This window comes from Ktedonobacter robiniae, assembly GCF_016587375.1.
In the GTDB taxonomy this organism is placed as follows: domain Bacteria; phylum Chloroflexota; class Ktedonobacteria; order Ktedonobacterales; family Ktedonobacteraceae; genus Ktedonobacter; species Ktedonobacter robiniae.
This window is the reverse complement of record NZ_BNJG01000003.1, coordinates 1,615,509-1,635,671: the sequence shown is the minus strand read 5'-3', so window position 1 is coordinate 1,635,671 and position 20,163 is coordinate 1,615,509. Positions and strand designations below refer to the sequence as shown.

The 20,163-nt window shown below is 53.2% G+C and carries 12 protein-coding genes; 9 read left to right on the top strand and 3 right to left on the bottom strand.

Features of this window, described 5'->3' with window-relative positions; genetic code table 11:
* Positions 1-8: 8 nt before the first annotated feature.
* The 4 genes from yicI to JMJ04_RS39575 all read left to right on the top strand — a co-directional run bounded on the left by yicI (position 9) and on the right by JMJ04_RS39575 (position 7,449).
* Positions 9-2,408, top strand: coding sequence for an alpha-xylosidase (gene yicI / locus JMJ04_RS39590; protein WP_201375863.1), 2,400 nt, complete (start codon positions 9-11; stop codon positions 2,406-2,408).
* Positions 2,409-2,443: 35 nt separating this feature from the next.
* Complete coding sequence (locus JMJ04_RS39585) at positions 2,444-4,459, top strand: beta-galactosidase (RefSeq protein ID WP_201375862.1); 2,016 nt, start codon at positions 2,444-2,446, stop codon at positions 4,457-4,459.
* Positions 4,460-4,580: 121 nt separating this feature from the next.
* A complete protein-coding gene (melA, locus tag JMJ04_RS39580; RefSeq protein WP_201375861.1) occupies positions 4,581-6,128 on the top strand; it encodes an alpha-glucosidase/alpha-galactosidase in 1,548 nt (515 codons plus the stop codon).
* 181 nt (positions 6,129-6,309) lie between these two features.
* Positions 6,310-7,449 carry a hypothetical protein gene (locus JMJ04_RS39575; RefSeq protein ID WP_201375860.1) on the top strand — a complete coding sequence of 380 codons (1,140 nt, stop codon included), beginning with the start codon at positions 6,310-6,312 and terminating at the stop codon, positions 7,447-7,449.
* Between the two features lie 72 nt (positions 7,450-7,521).
* On the opposite strand, the gene JMJ04_RS39565 is transcribed toward JMJ04_RS39575, so the two are convergent.
* Positions 7,522-9,381, bottom strand: a complete 1,860-nt coding sequence (locus JMJ04_RS39565; protein WP_236038901.1) for a glycosyl hydrolase family 18 protein — start codon at positions 9,379-9,381, stop codon at positions 7,522-7,524.
* A gap of 567 nt (positions 9,382-9,948) precedes the next feature.
* Between JMJ04_RS39565 and JMJ04_RS39560 the strand changes: the two genes are divergently transcribed.
* The gene (locus JMJ04_RS39560; RefSeq protein WP_201375859.1) at positions 9,949-10,860 is read left to right on the top strand and encodes a hypothetical protein; all 912 of its coding nucleotides are present in this window, start codon (positions 9,949-9,951) and stop codon (positions 10,858-10,860) included.
* A 116-nt stretch (positions 10,861-10,976) separates the two neighbouring features.
* On the opposite strand, the gene JMJ04_RS39555 is transcribed toward JMJ04_RS39560, so the two are convergent.
* A complete protein-coding gene (locus JMJ04_RS39555; protein ID WP_201375858.1) occupies positions 10,977-11,561 on the bottom strand; it encodes a hypothetical protein in 585 nt (194 codons plus the stop codon).
* 1,337 nt (positions 11,562-12,898) lie between these two features.
* On the opposite strand from JMJ04_RS39555, the gene JMJ04_RS39550 reads away from it, so the two are divergent.
* Together JMJ04_RS39550 and JMJ04_RS39545 are read left to right on the top strand one after the other, a co-directional pair.
* Positions 12,899-14,638 carry an ABC transporter ATP-binding protein gene (locus JMJ04_RS39550; RefSeq protein WP_201375857.1) on the top strand — a complete coding sequence of 580 codons (1,740 nt, stop codon included), beginning with the start codon at positions 12,899-12,901 and terminating at the stop codon, positions 14,636-14,638.
* Positions 14,635-16,410 carry an ABC transporter ATP-binding protein gene (locus JMJ04_RS39545; protein ID WP_201375856.1) on the top strand — a complete coding sequence of 592 codons (1,776 nt, stop codon included), beginning with the start codon at positions 14,635-14,637 and terminating at the stop codon, positions 16,408-16,410. The genes JMJ04_RS39550 and JMJ04_RS39545 overlap by 4 nt, the downstream gene beginning before the upstream one ends.
* A 133-nt stretch (positions 16,411-16,543) precedes the next feature.
* On the opposite strand, the gene JMJ04_RS39540 is transcribed toward JMJ04_RS39545, so the two are convergent.
* Entirely contained in the window at positions 16,544-16,729 is a 186-nt protein-coding gene (locus tag JMJ04_RS39540; protein WP_007920161.1) for a hypothetical protein, read from the bottom strand.
* A gap of 703 nt (positions 16,730-17,432) precedes the next feature.
* Between JMJ04_RS39540 and JMJ04_RS39535 the strand changes: the two genes are divergently transcribed.
* Positions 17,433-18,749 carry an MFS transporter gene (locus JMJ04_RS39535; RefSeq protein ID WP_201375855.1) on the top strand — a complete coding sequence of 439 codons (1,317 nt, stop codon included), beginning with the start codon at positions 17,433-17,435 and terminating at the stop codon, positions 18,747-18,749.
* A gap of 402 nt (positions 18,750-19,151) precedes the next feature.
* Positions 19,152-20,135, top strand: a complete 984-nt coding sequence (locus tag JMJ04_RS39530; RefSeq protein WP_201375854.1) for a PAS domain-containing protein — start codon at positions 19,152-19,154, stop codon at positions 20,133-20,135.
* Positions 20,136-20,163: the final 28 nt, after the last annotated feature.

The following is a 20,163-nucleotide window of genomic DNA, read 5'->3' as shown; positions in this document are numbered from 1 at the left end:
AGATTCTTATGGCTGATCAGGTTCCATTGCTCCCGTACAATGTGTATATGACTGAGCCGCCCCAACTTCCTGTGCGCGAGGCGGAGGACCAGGGAGGGCCTGATTTTCTTGTTCAGGCAGAGGTCAAAGGACAGCATGCGCGAGGAATTGTGCTACAGGGCCAGACATGTAGCGGAGAAAACGTCACTGTCACGCTCATCCTGGTAGCCGATGGCATCGCGCGAGTGCTACTGGAGAATGAGGAGAGCGATCCCGCGCGTATACGCCTGGCGCGCGACTTTCCGGCAGACGAATGCGAAGTGACTATAACGCATTCCGAGGGGTACGTTTACTTGCAAACGCCATCGTTGCGTATAGAGGTCGCCCTTCAACCTTTTCATCTCACTTTCTGTGACGCTGATGGTCGCCCCCTGCTTTCGCAAAATTACAGCGAAGTTACCAATGTACGCATGAAGCTGACCGTGCTGCCCTTTGGCCTGAGCAAGATAAACGGTCAGCGTGTCGCATTCCACGATAGCTTTACCGCTGAGCCAGATGAGCACTTCTTTGGCTTTGGTGAAAAATTCACTGATTTCGATAAACGCGGGCAACGCATTACGACCTGGAATATCGATTGTGGTGGAGCATTTAGCGAGCGCTCCTACAAAAATGTGCCCTTTGTCGTGAGTACACGCAAGTATGGTGTTTTCGTCGATACCACGAATGCGGTGGATTTTGACATGGTGGCAAGTAACACGGCGACTTACAGCATCATTAGCCGGGACAGCGCGCTGGACTACTATGTGATAGCCGGGCCCGATCTCAAGAGCATCGTTACCAAATATGGCTCGCTGGTAAGTTTTCCCATTTTGCCGCCTAAGTGGTCTCTGGGTACCTGGATCTCCTCGGGGTTTCAACGCGATAGTGCTGAAGAGGTACTGCGCCGGGCCCGACTGATTCGTGAGCACGAGATTCCCTGTGATGTCTTACACCTGGACTGCTACTGGCAGCGTTTTGGCCGCTGGTCGGAGCTATTATGGGATAGCGAGCTATTCCCTGATCCCGCTGGTTTGCTGGCTGAACTTAAATCCATGGGCTTCAAGGTGTGCCTCTGGATGCACCCATATATTGGCATCGAGAGCGAGTATTTTACCAGGGGTGATGAAAAGGGATATTTTCTCAAGAACGCGCAAGGTCAAACGTACGTGGTCGATATCTGGGGTGGTTTCCACCCGCCAGTTGGCATCATTGATGTCACCAACCCCGAGGCCATCGCCTGGTTTAAAGAGCTGCTGCGCGAACCGCTTCGCATTGGCGCCGACGTGTATAAGACGGATTTTGGCGAAGGCATTCCCAACGACGCGCTAGCTTATAGTGGTATCAAAGGCGAGCAACTCCATAATCTCTACTCGCTGCTGTACAACGACATTGTCGCCCAGGTCACCGAGGAGGTTACAGGCCACACTGGATTGGTCTGGGCACGCTCCACGTACGCAGGCGGGCAACGCCATGCAGCCCAGTGGAGTGGCGACGTCAACAGCACCTTTCCCGCCATGGCTTCGACCATACGTAGCGGACTGAGCATGGCTATGTGTGGTCACGCTTTCTGGAGCCACGATGTTGGCGGCTTCACAGGCCATCCCTCGACAGAACTCTATGTTCGCTGGGCACAGTTTGGCCTTTTCTCGCCAATGATCCGCGCCCATGGCAATTCTACCCGCCTCCCCTGGGATTTTGGTCCGCGGGGACTGGAGCTCTTCCGCACCTACGCTCGCCTGCGTTACCGCCTGCTCCCATATCTCTACACCTACGCGTGTGTAGCCGCGCGAACCAGCTTGCCCATTATGCGGCCAATGGTGCTCGAATTTCCGGATGATCCCTCGACCCACACAATGGATTTGCAATATATGCTCGGCGAGGAACTGCTGGTAGCCCCTATCTACAATCTTAGTGGGGAGCGCACGGTCTATCTGCCAGAAGGCCGTTGGATTGATTACTGGACGCGCGAAACATTCACTGGCCCTCGTACCATCCAGGTGCAGGCACCGCTAGAAACCCTTCCCCTTTATGTGCGTGCTAACGCGCTCATTCCGACTGCCGAACCTGTCTCGTTCACTGCCGAGGAACCTTTTACGGATATCACGGTCGAGGCTTACCTGCTGGAACGAGGGACATTTGAGCTGCAGGATAGAGATGGTCAGACACGCATCACCGCCGAGCTGGAAGGCAGCCAGTTGCGTATCAGCCTTGCAGGGGCCAAACGTCAGCTTGCTCTGCGTCTACTTCCCCTGGCCGGGAGCGCGCTCGTTACCGAGGTACTGATCAATACTACTCAAGCATGCAAGGAGGTATCGTCAGGAGAACAGCAGCCACAAAATACCTGGGTGCAGGCCGAGGATGGTACTATTCTCGTAAAGCTAAGTGTTTGAGATCGATTCCTGAGAAACAACGAAATGAGAGTTTGATGCAACCATTTTCTCCTTTGAATTCACGCGCGCCCTTTATCTGGCACGGGGGAGACTATAATCCAGAGCAATGGCCACGGGCTATCTGGGACGAAGATATCCAGCTCATGCAGGAGTGCCATTTTGAGGTTGCGACATTGGGTGTATTTAGCTGGGTTTCGCTTCAGCCTGAAGAGGAACGTTTTACCTTCGAGGGGCTCGATACCATCCTGGACAAGCTGGCTGCGGCGGGACGCTTCGTCTGCCTGGCCACGCCCACCGCGGCCCAACCAGCCTGGATGTCGCAGCGCTATCCCGATGTCATGCGCGCTGGTGATAACGGCGTACGTTGGCATCATAGTTGGCGTGTCAACTATTGTCCATGCTCAGCTAATTATCGCCGCCTGGCTGTACAGATAGCAGGCAAGCTGGCGGAACGCTATCACCAGCATCCCGCCGTCATTGCCTGGCATGTCTCGAATGAGTATGCTGGCGCTTGCTACTGCGAAAACTGTGCTGCTGCGTTTCGCACATGGCTCCAGCAGCGTTACGCAAATCTGGATGTCTTAAATCAAAGATGGTGGGCAGCATTCTGGAGCCATACCTACACTGATTGGTCGCAGATCGAGCCACCTTATGCCAATGGGGAACGCTCAAACCACGCGCTGGTGGTCGATTACAAGCGTTTCCAGAGCGAGATGATGCTGGAATGCTATAAAACCGAGCGCGACGCCATTCGCGCCTACTCGCAGCACCTGCCTATCACGACCAACATGATGAATACCTATTCCGAACTGGACTACCGCGCCTGGGCGAAAGAGGTCGATGTGATCTCCTGGGACTGCTATCCCAGCGCGCACGACCAGGCTTCCGACATCGCCTTCGCCCATGATTTTATGCGTGGGTTACGCGATGGCCAGCCTTTCATGCTGATGGAGCAAACGCCCAGCAGCCAGAACTGGCAGGAATACAATAGCCTCAAACGACCGGGCGTCCTGCGTCTGTGGAGCTACCTGGCGGTAGCCCACGGCGCGGAGACGGTAATGTACTTCCAGTGGCGCCGCAGCCGTGGCCAGTGCGAAAAAATGCACGGCGCCATAATTGAGCACAGTGGACGTAGTGATACCCGCGTCTTTCGTGAAGTACGCCAACTGGGAGAGGAACTCCTGCGCCTGCAAGATCGTACCCTGGGCGGCGTCACGCCATCAGAGGTCGCGCTCATTTTCGATTGGAACAACTGGTGGGCCATGGACGCCAGCATCGGACCGGTGCGCGATAAGCGTTATGTGGCGACCGTACGCCAGCATTATGCCACATTCTGGAAACGCAATGTGCCGGTCGATATTGTCTTCAGTGACTCAGACTTTAGCCGCTATCGCGTCCTGATCGCACCCATGCTCTATATGCTCAAACCAGGCGTAGCCGAGCGTATACGTGACTTTGTCAGGCAGGGAGGCACCTTCGTTACGACGTACTTCAGCGGTATGGTTGACGAGTGTGACCTCGCCTTCGAGAACGGTTATCCCGGACCACTGCGTGAGGTCCTTGGTATATGGAATGAAGAGATTGACGCGCTCCATCCTGACCAACACAACCGGATTGTGCTGCACGACAGTGGCGAGAGCTATACCTGCGGCCATCTCTGCGCCATCACTCACTGTGAAGGGGCCACCACACTCGCGACCTATGGCGACGATTTCTACGCTGGCACGCCAGTGCTCACTCGCCACAACATCGGAGCTGGAGCTGCCTACTATATCGGGAGTGAGCCGGAGTCGCGCTTCCTGGATGATTTCTATGGGCGTATCCTCCAGGAGCAGCAGATCCACCCGGTGCTCACCACGCCTCCAGGGGTCGAGGCTACACTTCGCCAAAACGCTCAGGGCCAGTTGCTTTTCTTGCTCAACCACCAGGACACGCCCACTCGGGTCGCGCTCCCGCCAGGCAACCGCTATCATGACTTGTTACGCGACCAGGAGGTTGCAGAAACACTTCTGCTGGAAGCCTATGATGTGGCTATTCTGACGAAAGCGTAAGCAGCCTCCCAGGAAGTGCCAGACACGAGGGAACATTCTGACCTTGAAGGCACTTCTTATGGCGTGTTACAGTAAGCACAATAGCAATATACTGCACCACTTACCTGAAAGGATGCCTGCGATGCCAATCAAAGTCGCCATCATTGGAGCTGGTTCCATTGGCTTCACTCGGACGCTGGTCCGCGATATCTTGACCGTACCCGAACTGGCTGATACCACCTTTGCCTTTACCGATATTTCCCAGCATAACCTGGATATGGTCACAAAGCTGTGCCAGCGCGATATTGAAGCCAACAAACTGCCCGCGACCATTCAACCCACCCTTGATCGTCGCCAGGCCCTGGCAGATGCCGATTATGTACTCTGTACCATTCGCCAGGGTGGACTGGAGGCTTTCCAGACCGATATTGATATCCCTTTGAAGTATGGGGTTGATCAATGCGTGGGTGATACGATCTGTGCTGGTGGCATCATGTATGCCCAGCGCACCATTCCCGCGCTACTGGATTTCTGCAAAGATATCCGCGAAGTAGCCAAACCAGGAGCGATCCTGCTCAACTATGCCAATCCAATGGCAATGAATGTCTGGGCGTGTAACACCTATGGCGGCGTGCCCACTATTGGTCTCTGTCATGGCGTGCAGGGCGCGCACTGGCAGATCACCAGCGTTATCGAGCATTGGGCCAAACGCGAAGGCTTGCTGGATCCCGAGGCAAAACTTCATCGACGGGATGTAGAGGTCATCGCCGCAGGCATCAACCACCAGACCTGGTTCATCAAGGTCCAGTGGCGTGGACGCGATATGCTGCCACAACTACTGGAGTTGTTTGAGCAACATCCGACCTTTCCGACAACGGAGAAGGTGCGTATCGATGTCCTGCGCCGCTTCGGCTACTATAGCACAGAGTCCAATGGACACTTGAGCGAGTATCTACCCTGGTATCGCAAGCGCCCCGAGGAGATCGAGCAGTGGATTGACCTCTCAAGCTGGATCAATGGCGAGACTGGCGGCTACTTACGCGTCTGCACCGAGGGGCGCAACTGGTTCGAGACCGACTTCCCCAACTGGATGCAGGAGCCACCCGCCATCTTCACGCCAGATAAACGCAGCGAGGAGCATGGCTCATACATCATTGAAGCCCTGGAGACCGGGCGCATCTATCGTGGCCACTTCAACATCCCTAATCAGCACCACATCACCAACTTACCAGATGGCTGCACCATTGAAATTCCTGGTTATGTGGATAAAACTGGCATCCATATGCCTGTCATCGGCGACCTGCCCCTGGCCTGCGCGGCAACCTGCTCGGTTAGTGTGCGTGTGCAGGAAATGGGGATGCAGGCCGCTGTACATGGCGATGTGACCCTGCTCAAACAGGCTATGCTGCATGATCCATTAGTGGGCGCGGTCTGCAATCCTGAAGAAGTCTGGCAGATGACCGATGAGATGCTGGTCGCCCAGGCCAGGTGGCTCCCCCAGTACCAAGAAGCTATTCCCCAGGCGCAACAGCGGATCGCGGAGCTTGAACACTCCGGGAAGCGCGTTCACCTACATGAGACACAGGGCGCGGCACGCCTACACACACGTACAGTGGAGGAGATGGCACAACACCGCGAAGCGGCCCGCGCCAATGCCGGGGCCGCCGACAAAGGCAACATGACCCGTTAAGGATGTGTTTAAGAAATACAAGGGTGCAGGAGGGAGACCCTCCTGCACCCTTGTATTTCTTAAAACAGCTTGGCGATAAAAGTACCAGGTGAGATGAAATCATGTACGCAAACATTGTTCAATATAAGGAGGACAATTATTATTTAACCACAACAGTTCCTTATAAAGGATTGAGATAGCAATGGATCAAGCATCACTTGAACAGCCTGAAGTCAAGCAACCAGAGGTTGAACAGACTACATTAATTTTACCAGAAGCACCGCCAAAACCTGTCCGCCGTAACAGATACCTACCGATTGGAATTACACTCGCTGGTATCCTGGTGGTTCTCGTCGCGCTCGTCACTCTACCTCTATGGCAAGATTATTTACTGGTAGGCAAGGCTTCACCATCCTCTCCTCATGCGGAAACGACGCATACTGTCTCCAAGCCAGGTCACACTCCCACTCCCGTCCCCTTTGATCCCAGTGTGGGAGCGGTATTGCCTACCCATCGTGTGGTAGCCTTCTATGCCGTACCAGGCGCCGAGCCGACTGGTCCTGCTTATATAGTTAACCAGGACATGCTCAATCATCTAAAGCAACAGGGAGCAGTCTATGAGCAGCTAGACCCGGCTCATCCTGTACAGCTAGGAATTGATCTCGTCGTGAGCGTGCCCGATTCCTATCCAGGTCCCGATAACACCTATAGTCATCACGTCGACGACGACACCTTACGTACATACGTCGATTTCTGTCGGCGCAATAACCTGCTCTTATTTCTCGATCTAAACATCGGCCAGGCTCCCGTCATGAAGGAGGTCTCGTCCTTTCTGCCCTACCTGGCGCAATATCCCTTTGTGCATATGGCAATTGACCCGGAATGGATGTTCCCCCGCCACGACGGTATTCCGGGCACAAATCTAAGCAATGTGCGGTCCAGCGACTTGAATCCAATTATTGACGCCGTCGCCGCGCTTCCCCTGAAGTATCACATCCCGCGGAAGATCCTCATCATCCACCAGTATCGCGGGGATGGCGAGAGCGCGAGTAATCCCTACGACGCCGGAGAGGCAGAGATCGCCGATAAGCGCAACCTACACTCCAGCCCACTGGTTGACATGGTAATTCATGTCGATAGTGTCGGTGGCTTTCCCGGAGACAAAGAGGAGAAGAGGCAACAGTATAACGAGTGGGTCGGCAACGACATGCAGCACTACCATAACTTCCGTTATGGCGGCTTTAAAATCTTCTATAAAATTGAGGCCAAGACAGGCATCATGCCCCCCAAAGATGTCCTGTCGCTCAACCCACCACCCATGGTCATCACCTATGGAAACTGACCAATCTCGCCAGTAGCCGCTACTTGCGTACGCGGCTACTGGGGACGCTTCCTCATTAGAGAGGGGCAACTGCTATTGCAATGAGAAATCGTCGGCGTAGACGTTGCCCTGGGCGTACCATCCATGGATATAGATGGTGGCACTCGTCTGGGAGGCACCAGTCGTAAAGGTTACGCTCAGTTGGGTGTAACTGCTACTACTGGTCCAGTTCGAGCTTCCACCCTGAACACCTATGTAGGCATAGGAGCCATTCACATAGGCCGACAGAGTGTAAGTATGATTGGGTTGGACCGTAATCGCCTGGTCGCACTCGCCCGTCGTCGAACTGGTTGGCGTCACCTGCAAGGCATGAGTACCTCCATGCACAGGCGAGGAGACCACCTTGTCGTTACTATCGCAACTCCAGCCAGAGAGGGTACCACTCTCGAAGCCGGGATTGGTTACCAGATTACCTGGAACTGGCGTTGGCGTTGGCGTTGGTGTGTTCGTCGGTGTTGGAGTTGGTGTATTAGTTGGCGTTGGAGTGGGCGTGTTGGTTGGGCTTGGCGTTGGCGTCTTCGTCGGGGTATTGGTCGGCGTTGGTGTTGGCGTGCTGCCGCCAGAGTTCCCCAGGCCACTATAGACGGCATTCACAAAACTTCCCGAGGCATCATCGCCATCCAGCGACCAGGAGAAGGCACCGCCCAGACCCTTGCTATTGATATAATTCGTCTTGGTCGCGACGGTAGTGAGATCGTCATAGCTCCAGAAGGTTGTGCCATTGTACACCCAGTTAACCTGGGTCACCGGGTTGCGGTAGCTGGTATACCCCGTCAGGTTCTTGAGCACCTTGTAGTCCTCGATACCCGCCTCATAGGTACCTGGAGCCGCCTGCATTGAGGAGCTGCTCTGATAGAGGCCATGATTGACATTGGGGACATTCGTCCAGCCACGCCCATAGATAGGCATGCCCATGACAATTTTACTGGCGGGAATACCGGCCGCGAGATAGTCCGTTACGGCATGATCAATACTGTACGAGTTCGCAGGAGGAGCCGATGGATCGGCGGGATCGGCATACAGGGGCGCGTTGAAGTCGGTTGGACCAGTCGCGTTCCATGCTCCATGCATATCATAGGTCATGAGGTCAACCCAATCCAGATACTGACCAATCTGGTTGAGCTGAATATTCTGATACTTGTCCTGGCCAGCAGGGGCGGCGACTGTCAGCAGGTAATGCTTTCCTGCCTGAGCGCCAGCCTGGTCAAGTTGGGTGCGAAACTCCTTGAGCAGATTGGTATAGTTCTGCGTATCCTGGGGACCATGGGGATTTCCATTCCCTGGATCATTGGGATACTCCCAGTCAATATCGATACCGTCAAAGATACCCGCCATCGTTCCTGGGCCAGCCTGATTGCCCAGGATATACTGATCAATGCAGGAGTGTACAAACGCAGAGACGTTTTGTGGCGAGGCGGCGGCAGAGAAATTAGTGGACCAGGTCCAGCCACCGATAGAGATAAAGATCTTGATGTTGGGATAGAGTGCCTTGAGCTCCTTGAGCTGGTTAAAGTTGCCCGCCAGGGGCTGGTTCCAGGTATCGGCGACCCCATTCACCGCCTGGTCGGCGGTAAATGTCTTCTGATAATCGGCATAGGTATCGCCTGAATAACATTGATAGCTACTGTTGATGTTCGCAAAGGCATACATCAAGGCATTCAACTTTGAGGCCGTACCACTCGTCACGATATTTTTGACGTTGTAGTTACGCTGGTAGATGCCCCACTGGGTAAAATAGGCGGCATTGATCTTGTTGCTCGAGGCCAGAGTGGCGGCCTGAGCCTTCGTAGGGGAGAACTGGGCCTGGGCAGCATGTGTGACGACAAAGGACATAACCAGGGTAAACACGATACAGGCCACTGCGAGGAATCGGTTTGGTGCACGACGCTTCATTGGGTTTCCCTCCCGCATAAAAACGCTTTGCCAATATAAAAAGCACTAGCAAAAACTCACCAGGGCACATCCGTACGCGCAGCGCCTGCTTATAAACCTTACGTCCTATGGTCTAGAAGACCGTATATTATGCTGCATACATCCCTGAAGCATAACGTATAGTGGGCGGATTCTTACGGGATATGCGCGTACACCCAAATGAGAAAACCTAATAGTAACTGTATCTGCTTTTCATTTCATTGTCAAGTCATCTAGACCACTAGACGGCCTTGCTAATTCGCCTCTTATCTTCCATAAGACAAAATCTTACATAAGATACTCTTAGAGAAGATATCCTTATAAATGGATCCTTCAATTAAAGGGAGTTTCTTAACATAAGTTCAAACTTGAGACCTATTGTATTAACTTTGTGTTAAATTAACAGCGAAGCATGAGTGAAGGGGCAAAAAGTACACTTAATAACAAGCAATGACGAGAAAGGGATTTTTCGTCAGCCGGTGCCACACTGTTGTTCCCCCTAATTTTTGATTGTGTTCTAACTACTTCAAGAAGAAGGAGTATCGACACATGAGAAGGCGAGCATTGCTCACCCTCGTACTTCCTGCCATCATGATGGCTCTAGCGGCATTGACGCTCATGCCCCTTGGCGCTTCTGCCGCATCCACACCAGCCGCCGCAAAGTCTAGTAAGGTTCATTTCCTCTGGCGCTCCAATACCTCGAACAGCGCCAAAGTCACCCCTTTTGCAGGGAGCAATCTGAACTACTATGGCGGCGCTGTGCAAAATGGCACGGCAACAGCATACGCTATCTACTGGGAGCCGAACCACAGCGTCAGTTCCGGGTATCACAGCCTGATCAATCGCTACTTTGGTGATGTCGGCTCCTCGGGCCTGTACAAAAACAACACCCAGTACACAGATTCTTCTGGCCGATATCCTTCCAACGCTACCTTCGGTGGCTCCTGGACTGATACCGCCTCCTATCCCAGGAGTCCCCTGCTGGACTCCGACATTCAAAAAGAGGTTTCGCGCGCTATCAGCGCCAATGGCTGGACGGCAAGCACTAACCACATCTTCTTTGTCTTCACCCAGGCCAATGAGAATCTCTGCTTCGACAGTAGCCACTCACAGTGTGCCTCCAACGCATTCTGTGCCTACCACAGCTACTTTGGCAGCCACACCATCTACGCAGCCATGCCCTACGCGGCAAGCTTCTCCTGCAATCCAGGTTCCAGCCCGAACCATGATGACGCCGATCAGACCATCAACGTCACCTCGCATGAGCAGATGGAGGCAGCGACCGATCCCCTGCTCAATGCCTGGTACGATAGCAGTGGGTCTGAGATTGGCGACAAATGTGCCTGGAAATTTGGTTCACTCAATAGCAGCGGTGGAGATGTGACCTGGAACGGACACTCCTACATCGTGCAGAAAGAGTGGGATAACCACGTCACCGGGTGCGTCCTTACCGGACCCTAAATCATACTCACGTCCTCATCAAGAGAGGGACCTCTACCATGAGGATAGGCACCGGCTAATGCTTCGCGCCAGGCTGGAAGATCAACAATCTTCCAGCCTGGCGCGTCTACTGCGGCTTAACTCAAAGGGATAGTGATATCTCCATCTTTGCCGCAAGCCTTTATCACCATGGCCTGAGATGTACGGTTAATACTGCCACAGCTATAGTTGCCGGTCGTCTTGAGTGGTTGAGGCATTATTGAATGCTGCACCACCTCCGTCACATGGCAAGATCCAGATTGCGTACCTGGCCCCAGAGTAACAGTATGCCTGGTAAGCGTATCTATTCCGGTAAAATTCACTATCAGGATTGCGGCCTGGCACTGTTGATAGGCATGCCAAAAACATTCTTCCGCATCACGGGATTTTGCATCTCCTGAAATCGGCAATGCCGATATCTTGACCGCACCACAATTCAAGATGGCGGTTGTGCCAGGCGTGGTCGGGGTTGCGGCGAGTGCGGTTGGAGTCTTCGAGGCGCTAGTAGCAGAGACAGAGGGCGCTACCGTTTGCCTGACTACATTGGTGCTAGAAGGGTTACCACTGGTAGATCCTCCGCTGGCACTCCCGCAGCCACTCATAGCCAGGATAAAGAGGCCAAGCAATGAGGCGATAATGCTCACGCGCACTCCATGCCGAAATGATGGTTTTCTCATTCTCATCTCATGACTCTCCTAAGCATTCCCACAGGCAAGCACTCTACATATGAGTGCTAACGATGCGCAGTCACATGTCGATATGCCATTGTTCCATTCAAGGTGACGGATTGTGCATGCCAAAAGTTCCCTTTCGTGCCCGCGATACTCAAGGGTATCGTTTTGTCTAGACCAGAAGCGCCACACGCCCTTCCTTGACTTTCCTGACTCTTTCATTTATTATTCCTGTTTATGAGTAGAGAATTATTAAGCAACTTTACGTTCAGGAAAGCGACTTCAGAAGAAGTGCCTGAGGTCGTGACGCACTATAACGATGTCCGAGCATCCATCGATCCTTGTATGCATGAGTCAACGGATTGGGCTCCTTTTAACAGCGAGAGAATACTACAAATAATTCAAGCTCAAAATCTCTACCTGTTATGCCATAGAGACACCAATACTCTCATTGGCGCAACATTCCTCTCTCTTGAAGCTCCTCACTTTTGGCGAGACCTCACAACGCCTGCGATCTACGTGGAAAAGTTTTCTGTTACGGCTTCTTTGCGCAAAGGGGGCCTGCAAGTTGGCAATCAGAGAATTCGCGTTGGGGGCCAAATTTTTCTCCCCCTCATAGAGAAATATGCGAGAACACTCGGTCTTCATTACCTTCGACTCGATTACCCGACAGAGAATAAAAAGTTGGGTGAGTATTACTTGAAAATAGGTTTTAAAATCATTGATCAAGCTACATACACGGGTCCTATTTCTGGCAACCCAATAAGGGCAACACTGCTACAAAGATCTATCCACTAATCGATAGCGTGTGACAATGTCGTAGGCATTTGCCACACTCTATACAATCAATCCCTAAACCAGCCATATCATGACGAAAAGCTAGTGGCGTAAATCTTTACGCATATACGTTATACACCGCATCTACAGGCCTTGACTTTGGGGTCTTTCTTGAGGTAAACTAGAAAAGCTCAAATGTATTGATTGCTTTACTATAACCGCAGAGGGAGCGTGTTCATGGCTTCTAGGGTATGGCTGCCAGACCTGACAACAACTCGTAATACCGGCAGTTTTAACTTGCCCAAGGCCTCACTCTGCCCTTTTTATGCTGCCTCTACACTTGACGGAAGTACTTCTCCAGGCGCATAGACGCTCTACACAGACCGTGGGCGCAGGATGGTCAACGCCCGCGATTCCTTTCCACTCACATCTTCTCTGTATGTTCCGCGGGATGCTGTCCCATCCTCTAGCTTTGCTGTTGTTTTTTTATATCCTGTCTTGCGCTCGTTTGTTCTAGGATTTTACCACTGGACACTCGCCGGGTACATACATCCACAATAGAAGGGACCATCATGCATCTCAAAGACTATCGCCATCTGCTGGCAACCTATCTTGCTCCACAAGGGCGCCTGGTGGTGTTACTGGCGCTCTTGCTTTGCGGCGATATCGCGCTCCAGCTCGTCAACCCGCAGCTTCTACGTATTTTTATCGACACGATTACTGCGACTACCATTCAGACACCTGTGCTTGGGATTGCCTTGCTCTTCATCGTAGTCGCGCTCCTACAACAGGCGGTGAAGATTGTCGCAACCTACTATAGCGAGCGCGTGGGCTGGACAGCGACCAACGCACTACGCGTTGACCTGGCTCTCCACCTGGTAACACTGGACATGGGTTTCCATAAAAAGCATACTCCGGGTGAACTCATCGAGCGCGTGGATGGCGATGTAACAGCCCTGGCAAATTTCTTCTCTCAGTTTGTCATCAAAGTGCTGGGCAATCTGCTGCTGCTCGTTGGCGTTCTCATCGTAATGCTCTTTCAGGATTGGCGCGCAGGGCTTGCGCTCGCCCTTTTCACTATCGTAGCGCTACTGTTGATTAATAGCGTGCGCAATGTCGCGGTGACGCGCTGGAAGACTTTTCGCCAGGCTAGCGCCGAACTGTATGGCTTTCTTGAAGAGCGGCTGCATGGAACAGAGGATATTCGCTCCAGCGGCGCGCAGGGTTACGTTTTGCGCCGCCTCTACAGCTATACACGCCAGCGCTTGCGTACTGCGCGTTCAGCCAGGGTTATGTCGGTCGCTGTCTGGACCATGCCTATTCTCACCTCTCTGCTGGGAACCATGGTCGCTTTCCTGGTCATCACCTGGTTCTACCAGCGTGGTGAGATGACGCTGGGTATGGCCTTTCTGATTTTCTACTACACTCAGCTCATCTTTCAACCTATTCAGGCCATAACCGATCAGCTCGATGACTTCCAGAAGGCCAGCGCTGGCTTTGTGCGCATCCGCGAGTTACTTCAAGTGCAGAGCGAGCTTGAGGATGGCCCCGGTGTGGCTTTTCCCAAAGGTGCGCTCGACATCGAGTTTGAGCATGTCTCCTTCGGCTACGGCGAGGAAGACATGGTCGTGCGCGACCTGGACTTCCATATCGAGGCCGGAGAGGTGCTGGGGCTGCTGGGGCGAACGGGCAGCGGCAAAACGACCATTACCCGCCTCCTCTTCCGCCTCTATGACCCAATCAAGGGAACAATCCGCCTGGGCGGCCAGGAGCTGCGCGCCGCCAGGAGAGCCGACCTGCGCGATATGATCGGCATGGTCACGCAGGATGTACAGCTCTTTCATGCCAGCGTCCGCGACAACCTGACCTTCTTCGACCAGAGTATCGATGATCAGCGCATCCTCCAGGCTCTAGAGACACTCGGACTCCGCGACTGGTATGATGAACTGGAGGACGGCCTGGACACGATTCTGGCGACAAACGGAGGTGGCCTATCCGCCGGTGAGGCTCAGCTTCTAGCCTTTGCGCGTGTCTTCCTCAAAGATCCTGCCGTCATTATCCTGGATGAGGCTTCTTCACGCCTCGATCCAGCTACTGAGCGGCTTCTGGAGCGCGCCATTGATACCCTGCTCCAGGGGCGAACGGCGATTATTATCGCGCATCGCCTGAGTACGGTTCAGCGGGCCGATAGCATCATGGTGCTCGACGATGGAGGCATCCGCGAGTATGGCTCCCGTCTTCAGCTCGCCTCCGATTCGGACTCCTACTTCTCACATCTGCTACACGCCGCCCATGAGGAGGTTCTACAATGAAAGCCTGGCGCTTTTTCTGGCACCTGATTCGCTTCCAGCCCTGGTATTACCTGCTCAACTGTCTTTCTATCGTGCTGGTCTTTATCTTCGAGATGATTCCAGGTCTGATCTCACAGCGCTTCTTTGATAGCTTAACAGTCCATAGCTTGAATGAGCAGCTCCTCTGGTCCATAGCCGCGCTCTTCCTGGCCTCAGGCCTGGGGCGTCTGACCTTTCTCGCAGGCTGTCAATTGACAAACTCGCCCTTCATGTATACCAGCGCGGCCCTGCTCCAGAAAAACATTTTCGCCTGGGTCCTGCAACTGCCAGGTGCTCGGGCGCTGCCCGCATCCTCGGGTGAGGCTATCAGCCGTCTGCGCGATGACGTGGACGAGATTAGCTCCTTCTTGATGGGCTTTAACGACCTGATTGCCCTGATTCTCTTTGTAGGCATAGCCTTTGTTATCATGCTCAAAATCAGTCCCTTTATTACCCTGTTCGTTTACCTACCCCTGATCATCATCGTGGCTTGCGTGAATATCGCGGGTCAGCAGATCAAGAAGCGACGTGGCGATAACCGTAAGGCCACCGGCGACGTGACGGGCTTCCTGGGCGAGCTCTTTGGCGCGGTACAGGCGGTACAGATCGCAAATGCCGAGCAAAAGAGCATTACACACTTTCAGCGCCTCAACCAGGTCCGCCTGACGATGACGGTGCGCGACAAGTTGCTTGACCAGGTGCTTCAATCGACCTTCTCCAATACTGTGAGCATAGGTACAGGCGTGATCCTGTTACTGGCTGGGCAGGTGATGTATAATGGGTCTTTTACCGTGGGCGACTTCGCGCTTTTTGTCTACTACCTGGGCTGGATTACAGAGTTTACCGCGCACTTTGGTCGCATGCTGACAGCATACAAGCAGGCAGATGTCTCTGTCGAACGTCTGCTTACACTGATGCAAGGGGCACCTGCATCTAAACTGGTTGAAGTGAGTCCGTTGTATATGCGCGGACCACTTCCAACCTTGCCCGCGCCGCCTCCCATTGGGGAGGGCAAACTCCAGGAATTGAAAGTTGAAGGACTTAGCTACCGCTATCCCGACGCTGAGCATGGTATTCGTGACATCAACTTCTCGCTAACACGGGGATCGTTCACGGTCATTACTGGCGAGATTGGCTCGGGCAAGACGACCCTCTTGCAGGTATTGCTGGGTCTATTGCCGAAAGAGGCAGGCGATATCTATTGGAACGCGACACGCGTGGAGCAGCCAGGGGCCTTCTTCGTACCTCCACACAGCGCCTATACCTCACAGGTGCCGCACATGTTTAGCGATAGTCTACGTGAAAATATCCTGCTTGGTATGGAGGATAGTGAGGCGAACCTGAAGCAAGCACTTGAGCTGGCGGTACTGGAACCTGATATTGCGGAGATGGCCGAGGGCCTGGATACCGTGATCGGTCCGAGAGGCGTGCGTCTCTCGGGGGGCCAGATCCAGCGCTCCGCCGCGGCACGTATGTTTGTGCGTCCCGCCGAACTCCTGGTGGTGGACGATCTCTCCAGCGCGCTGGACATTGAGACCGAGGCTCTCCTCTGGGAGCGCATCTTCGCGCAACGAGAGAAGACGGTCCTGGCGGTCTCTCACCGGCGCTCCGTCCTGCGCCGCGCCGACCATATTCTCGTCCTCAAGGATGGCCAACTCGAGGCCGAAGGCACACTCGAGCACCTCCTGGCGACCAGCACGGAGATGCAGCGCCTCTGGCAGGGCGAGTACAGCCCTCTGGAAACCACCTTCTAGAGCAGAGGAAAATAGAGAGGAGTAAGGGTGTCAGTAAAGGGCACTCGCGCCCTGCAACCTTACTCCTCTATTAAAAAAAGAAACGTCGATCATGCGTCATAGTCATATGATCGACGTTTCTTTTGTATCGCTCTTAGCGATGCGAGAGTTGCTCGGGAGCGACAACGACCTGCTTGACGCTGCCCTCAACCTTGACACGGATGACCACGCCATCTGCCTCCTGGCGAATAACCACGGCGGGGGCGGGAACATTTTTCTGGCCCTGACGATAGTGCCACATAACCAGGTCGTGCTCACAGAACTTCTCAAGCGTAGGCATATACAATTTCTCCTTTATTTTCACAAGTTTTGTACTTGTTGACTATCTCTGTTGCTTTGCTCTCTGATCTTATTCCGAAACCCAACCCCCATTCGGGGGCACGCGCCACTGGCGTGTCTAGCGCTTCCCCCATTCGGGACAGGCGCGCTCAGGGTGTTCGGAGAAGAAGTATGCAGACATGTACCTCTATCTGAAGAATGAAATGAAAGAGATAATAGGGCTGCACCATGTCTCATATATAAGAACACTAAACTGACTGCTTCCATGCCTGAAGGGGGTAGCATTTCCTATGTGGTCTTCACGAAATAGCTCTTGCGATCCTCACTAATTTAGAATATCGACCACAAATTATATCTCTAAAATCACCCTTCTTTGGAGTGACTTGCCCCTTCGTCAAGGTCCTGTAAACAGGCGTATTATACTCCTCCCCCAGCACGTGACAAGAGAGAAAGTACCTTTGTACCAGGTGCCTTCAACCGCCTGCCTAAGCGGCCTCCTATTCATATTCCGTTACACAACCTTGAGAAAGAAGAAGGCTAGAATTATGAATACCGAATTTTAATAAGATAGCTCTAACACATTTTAAGAAAAAAGTGATATAGTGTAATTCACCGTTCCTCCCCAATTTATATAAATTTACACATGGCGGCACACGCACATACTATTTGTTAAGGATGAGCTTATAGTAAAGGAGTACTCTACCTTGAGCAGCGTCGCTACCTCATTAAACAGGAATCAACGTAACACCTTTATCGCGAGCTTTCTCGGTTGGACCCTTGATGCCTTTGATTTCTTCCTCGTCTCATTGACTGCGACCGAGATTGCCAAAGAGTTTCACCTTGGGGTTACCGCCATCCTGCTGACCGTGACCCTAACTCTGGCGATGCGCCCGCTGGGCGCCCTCATCTTTGGTTTACTGGCTGAACGTTTTGGACGTCGCACTCCGCTTATGATCGATATCCTGCTCTATTCAGCCCTGGAACTCCTCACGGCCTTCTCTCCCAACTATATTACGTTCCTTGTCTTGCGCATTCTCTTTGGCATCGGTATGGGCGGAGAATGGGGTCTCGGCTCCTCGCTGGCTATGGAGTCGCTGCCAACACGCTCACGCGGCCTCTACTCTGGTATTCTCCAGCAAGGCTATGCCTTTGGCTATCTGCTGGCGGCCCTTGCCTATGGGATACTCTTTCCCATTATTGGCTGGCGCGGCCTCTTTATTGTGGGCGCGTTGCCCGCCCTCCTGGTAGTCTATATTCGCCTGAGCGTCACCGAATCCGAGGTCTGGGCACAACGCCAGGAGTCACTACGCTCGCGTGGCATCGGGATGTGGCAAAGCATCTGGAAGGCCATTAAGAGCCATGGGCTCGTCTTCTTGTATGTCATTTTCCTGATGACGGCCTTTAATAGTCTCTCTCATGGCACTCAGGATAACTTGCCAACTTTCTTGAAGGCTCAACTACATTTCAGTCCTGGACAGGCCTCCACTATTACGATTATCTCGAATATTGGGGCGATTATTGGAGGCACGCTGTTTGGGGCCTTCTCTCAGTCCTGGGGTCGCAGGCGCGCCATTATCATCGCTAGTATCCTGGGCATCATTATGATCCCGCTCTGGACAGGCCTGATTCAGATACCGCTAGTGGGAACAGCCGTTTCACTGTCAATTGGCGCCTTCTTGCTACAGTTTATGGTCCAGGGTGCCTGGGGTATTATCCCTGCTCACCTGAATGAGCTCTCGCCCACGGATGTACGTGGTACCTTCCCGGGCTTTGCCTACCAGCTCGGCAATCTCTTCGCCTCCTGGATCGTCTTCATCGAGGGCGTTACGGCCAATGCCTTGGGAACGGAGAAGCTCCCCAACTATCAACTAGCGCTGGCTTACTTCTCATTAGGCGCCTTCCTGGCGGTCATCATCTTTACTGCCGTAGGTCGCGAGGCCCGCGAGGCAGATTTCTTGCGTCACGACGACGAGACGGAGCGCGTAGAACTCGCGGAAACAGGGGAAACCTCTCCCGCCTGACATCCGGTACATAATTCATTCCGAATACAAACGGGCAGGTGGTCAATATCGGCCACCTGCCTGCTTTCATTTTAGTGCATTGTGTTGCAATGTATCACAAAGTCTTAACAAGGATGAAAAACTTACGCCTCTTGTTATCTTTATCGATTTTATACGCTTTTACACCATTGACGCCTTTCCACACATCTATGTTATAGTAGTACAGGCAAGCTCATGTATTCAAATATGTTGGTAAACAATTTAAAATGTAGCTAGATGAAATGGTGTGTGAATATGCTTCAGAATAACCAGCGTACCTTTTTCCCCCAAAAGCCTGAGTTTATGTTACCACCAATAGATTCTTTCACACCGAAAAGTCTCTATAACAACTTTGGCAGAGCAGATTCGGGTGTAGTGAGAGACATGCCTGCTTTGTCAAACTCTTCTGCCGCCACCACAGATACCGCCTTGCCACTCTCGCCTTCTCTCCTGCAGATCATCGAAACGCTGACCGATCCGCTGGCGGTCTTCAATGAGGAGGGCTTTCTCCTCTGGGCCAATATGGCTTTTCATGATCTCTTTTTGATTGAACATCATCCGCGTTTCCTCGCCCTCTCGCACGAAGAACGTTTCGCACTTCTGCAAGTTCGCTCTGTGGAGGGGCAGCACCTGCTGATAGAGCAGACGCCGCTGGCGCGTATCTTCGCGGGCGAGTCCCTGACGGGTGAGAGCACGCTCGACATCTTCATTCATTCGCTGGATGGTCAGGACCGCCTCCTTAATGTGAGTGGCACTCCCATTTACGACGAACAGAGGTGTATTCGCTGGGCCGTCCTCGTCTATCGCGATGTGACTCGGCAGCGCGCGCTTGAGCGCCAGATCTATGATCGCCTCAATATGTTTCTGGAGCTTGCGCATGTCATTGCGCTAGAAGCAACCAAGAGGCCTGATACCAATCAGCTTAGACAACAACGTGAGAGCTTGAAGCAAATCACCGCTCTACAATGTCAACTCTTCCACACCACACGTGCAAGCATTCTCCTTCTAGATGCCAACATGACCGTCATGGATCTACTCTGTCTGGGGTTGGATGAGCCAGAGGAGCAACGCCTGGCGCATCGGTTCATGGGGAAATCACTGGAAGGCATGCCTCTGCTGGTACATCTCCAGCAAGAGGAAACGTCTCTCTTCCAGACATCACAGCTTCCCACTCCGCTGCAAGACCTGGCTCCAGGTATGGAGCAAACCCTTCTCTTACCGCTCCTGATAGGATCGCGCCTCTTTGGTATTATTGCGCTCCACAGCCCCACGCGCGAAGACTTTCAGGGACAGGAAGATGTAGAGGTCGCCCTGGCAGTCAGCCATGTGATGACCTTGATTGTCGAACGCATGCAGCGAGGCAACTAATTCTCGCGCCTGCGGCACTCGCTATGTT

Bases quoted from the DNA above. Each gene is read 5' to 3' on its own strand.
- melA (WP_201375861.1), top strand. From the start codon at position 4,581: ATGCCAATCAAAGTCGCCATCATTGGAGCTGGTTCCATTGGCTTCACT.
- JMJ04_RS39550 (WP_201375857.1), top strand. From the start codon at position 12,899: ATGCATCTCAAAGACTATCGCCATCTGCTGGCAACCTATCTTGCTCCA.
- JMJ04_RS39585 (WP_201375862.1), top strand. From the start codon at position 2,444: ATGCAACCATTTTCTCCTTTGAATTCACGCGCGCCCTTTATCTGGCAC.
- JMJ04_RS39530 (WP_201375854.1), top strand. From the start codon at position 19,152: ATGCCTGCTTTGTCAAACTCTTCTGCCGCCACCACAGATACCGCCTTG.
- JMJ04_RS39575 (WP_201375860.1), top strand. From the start codon at position 6,310: ATGGATCAAGCATCACTTGAACAGCCTGAAGTCAAGCAACCAGAGGTT.
- JMJ04_RS39565 (WP_236038901.1), bottom strand. From the start codon at position 9,381: ATGAAGCGTCGTGCACCAAACCGATTCCTCGCAGTGGCCTGTATCGTG.
- JMJ04_RS39560 (WP_201375859.1), top strand. From the start codon at position 9,949: ATGAGAAGGCGAGCATTGCTCACCCTCGTACTTCCTGCCATCATGATG.
- yicI (WP_201375863.1), top strand. From the start codon at position 9: ATGGCTGATCAGGTTCCATTGCTCCCGTACAATGTGTATATGACTGAG.
- JMJ04_RS39540 (WP_007920161.1), bottom strand. From the start codon at position 16,729: ATGCCTACGCTTGAGAAGTTCTGTGAGCACGACCTGGTTATGTGGCAC.
- JMJ04_RS39545 (WP_201375856.1), top strand. From the start codon at position 14,635: ATGAAAGCCTGGCGCTTTTTCTGGCACCTGATTCGCTTCCAGCCCTGG.
- JMJ04_RS39555 (WP_201375858.1), bottom strand. From the start codon at position 11,561: ATGAGAATGAGAAAACCATCATTTCGGCATGGAGTGCGCGTGAGCATT.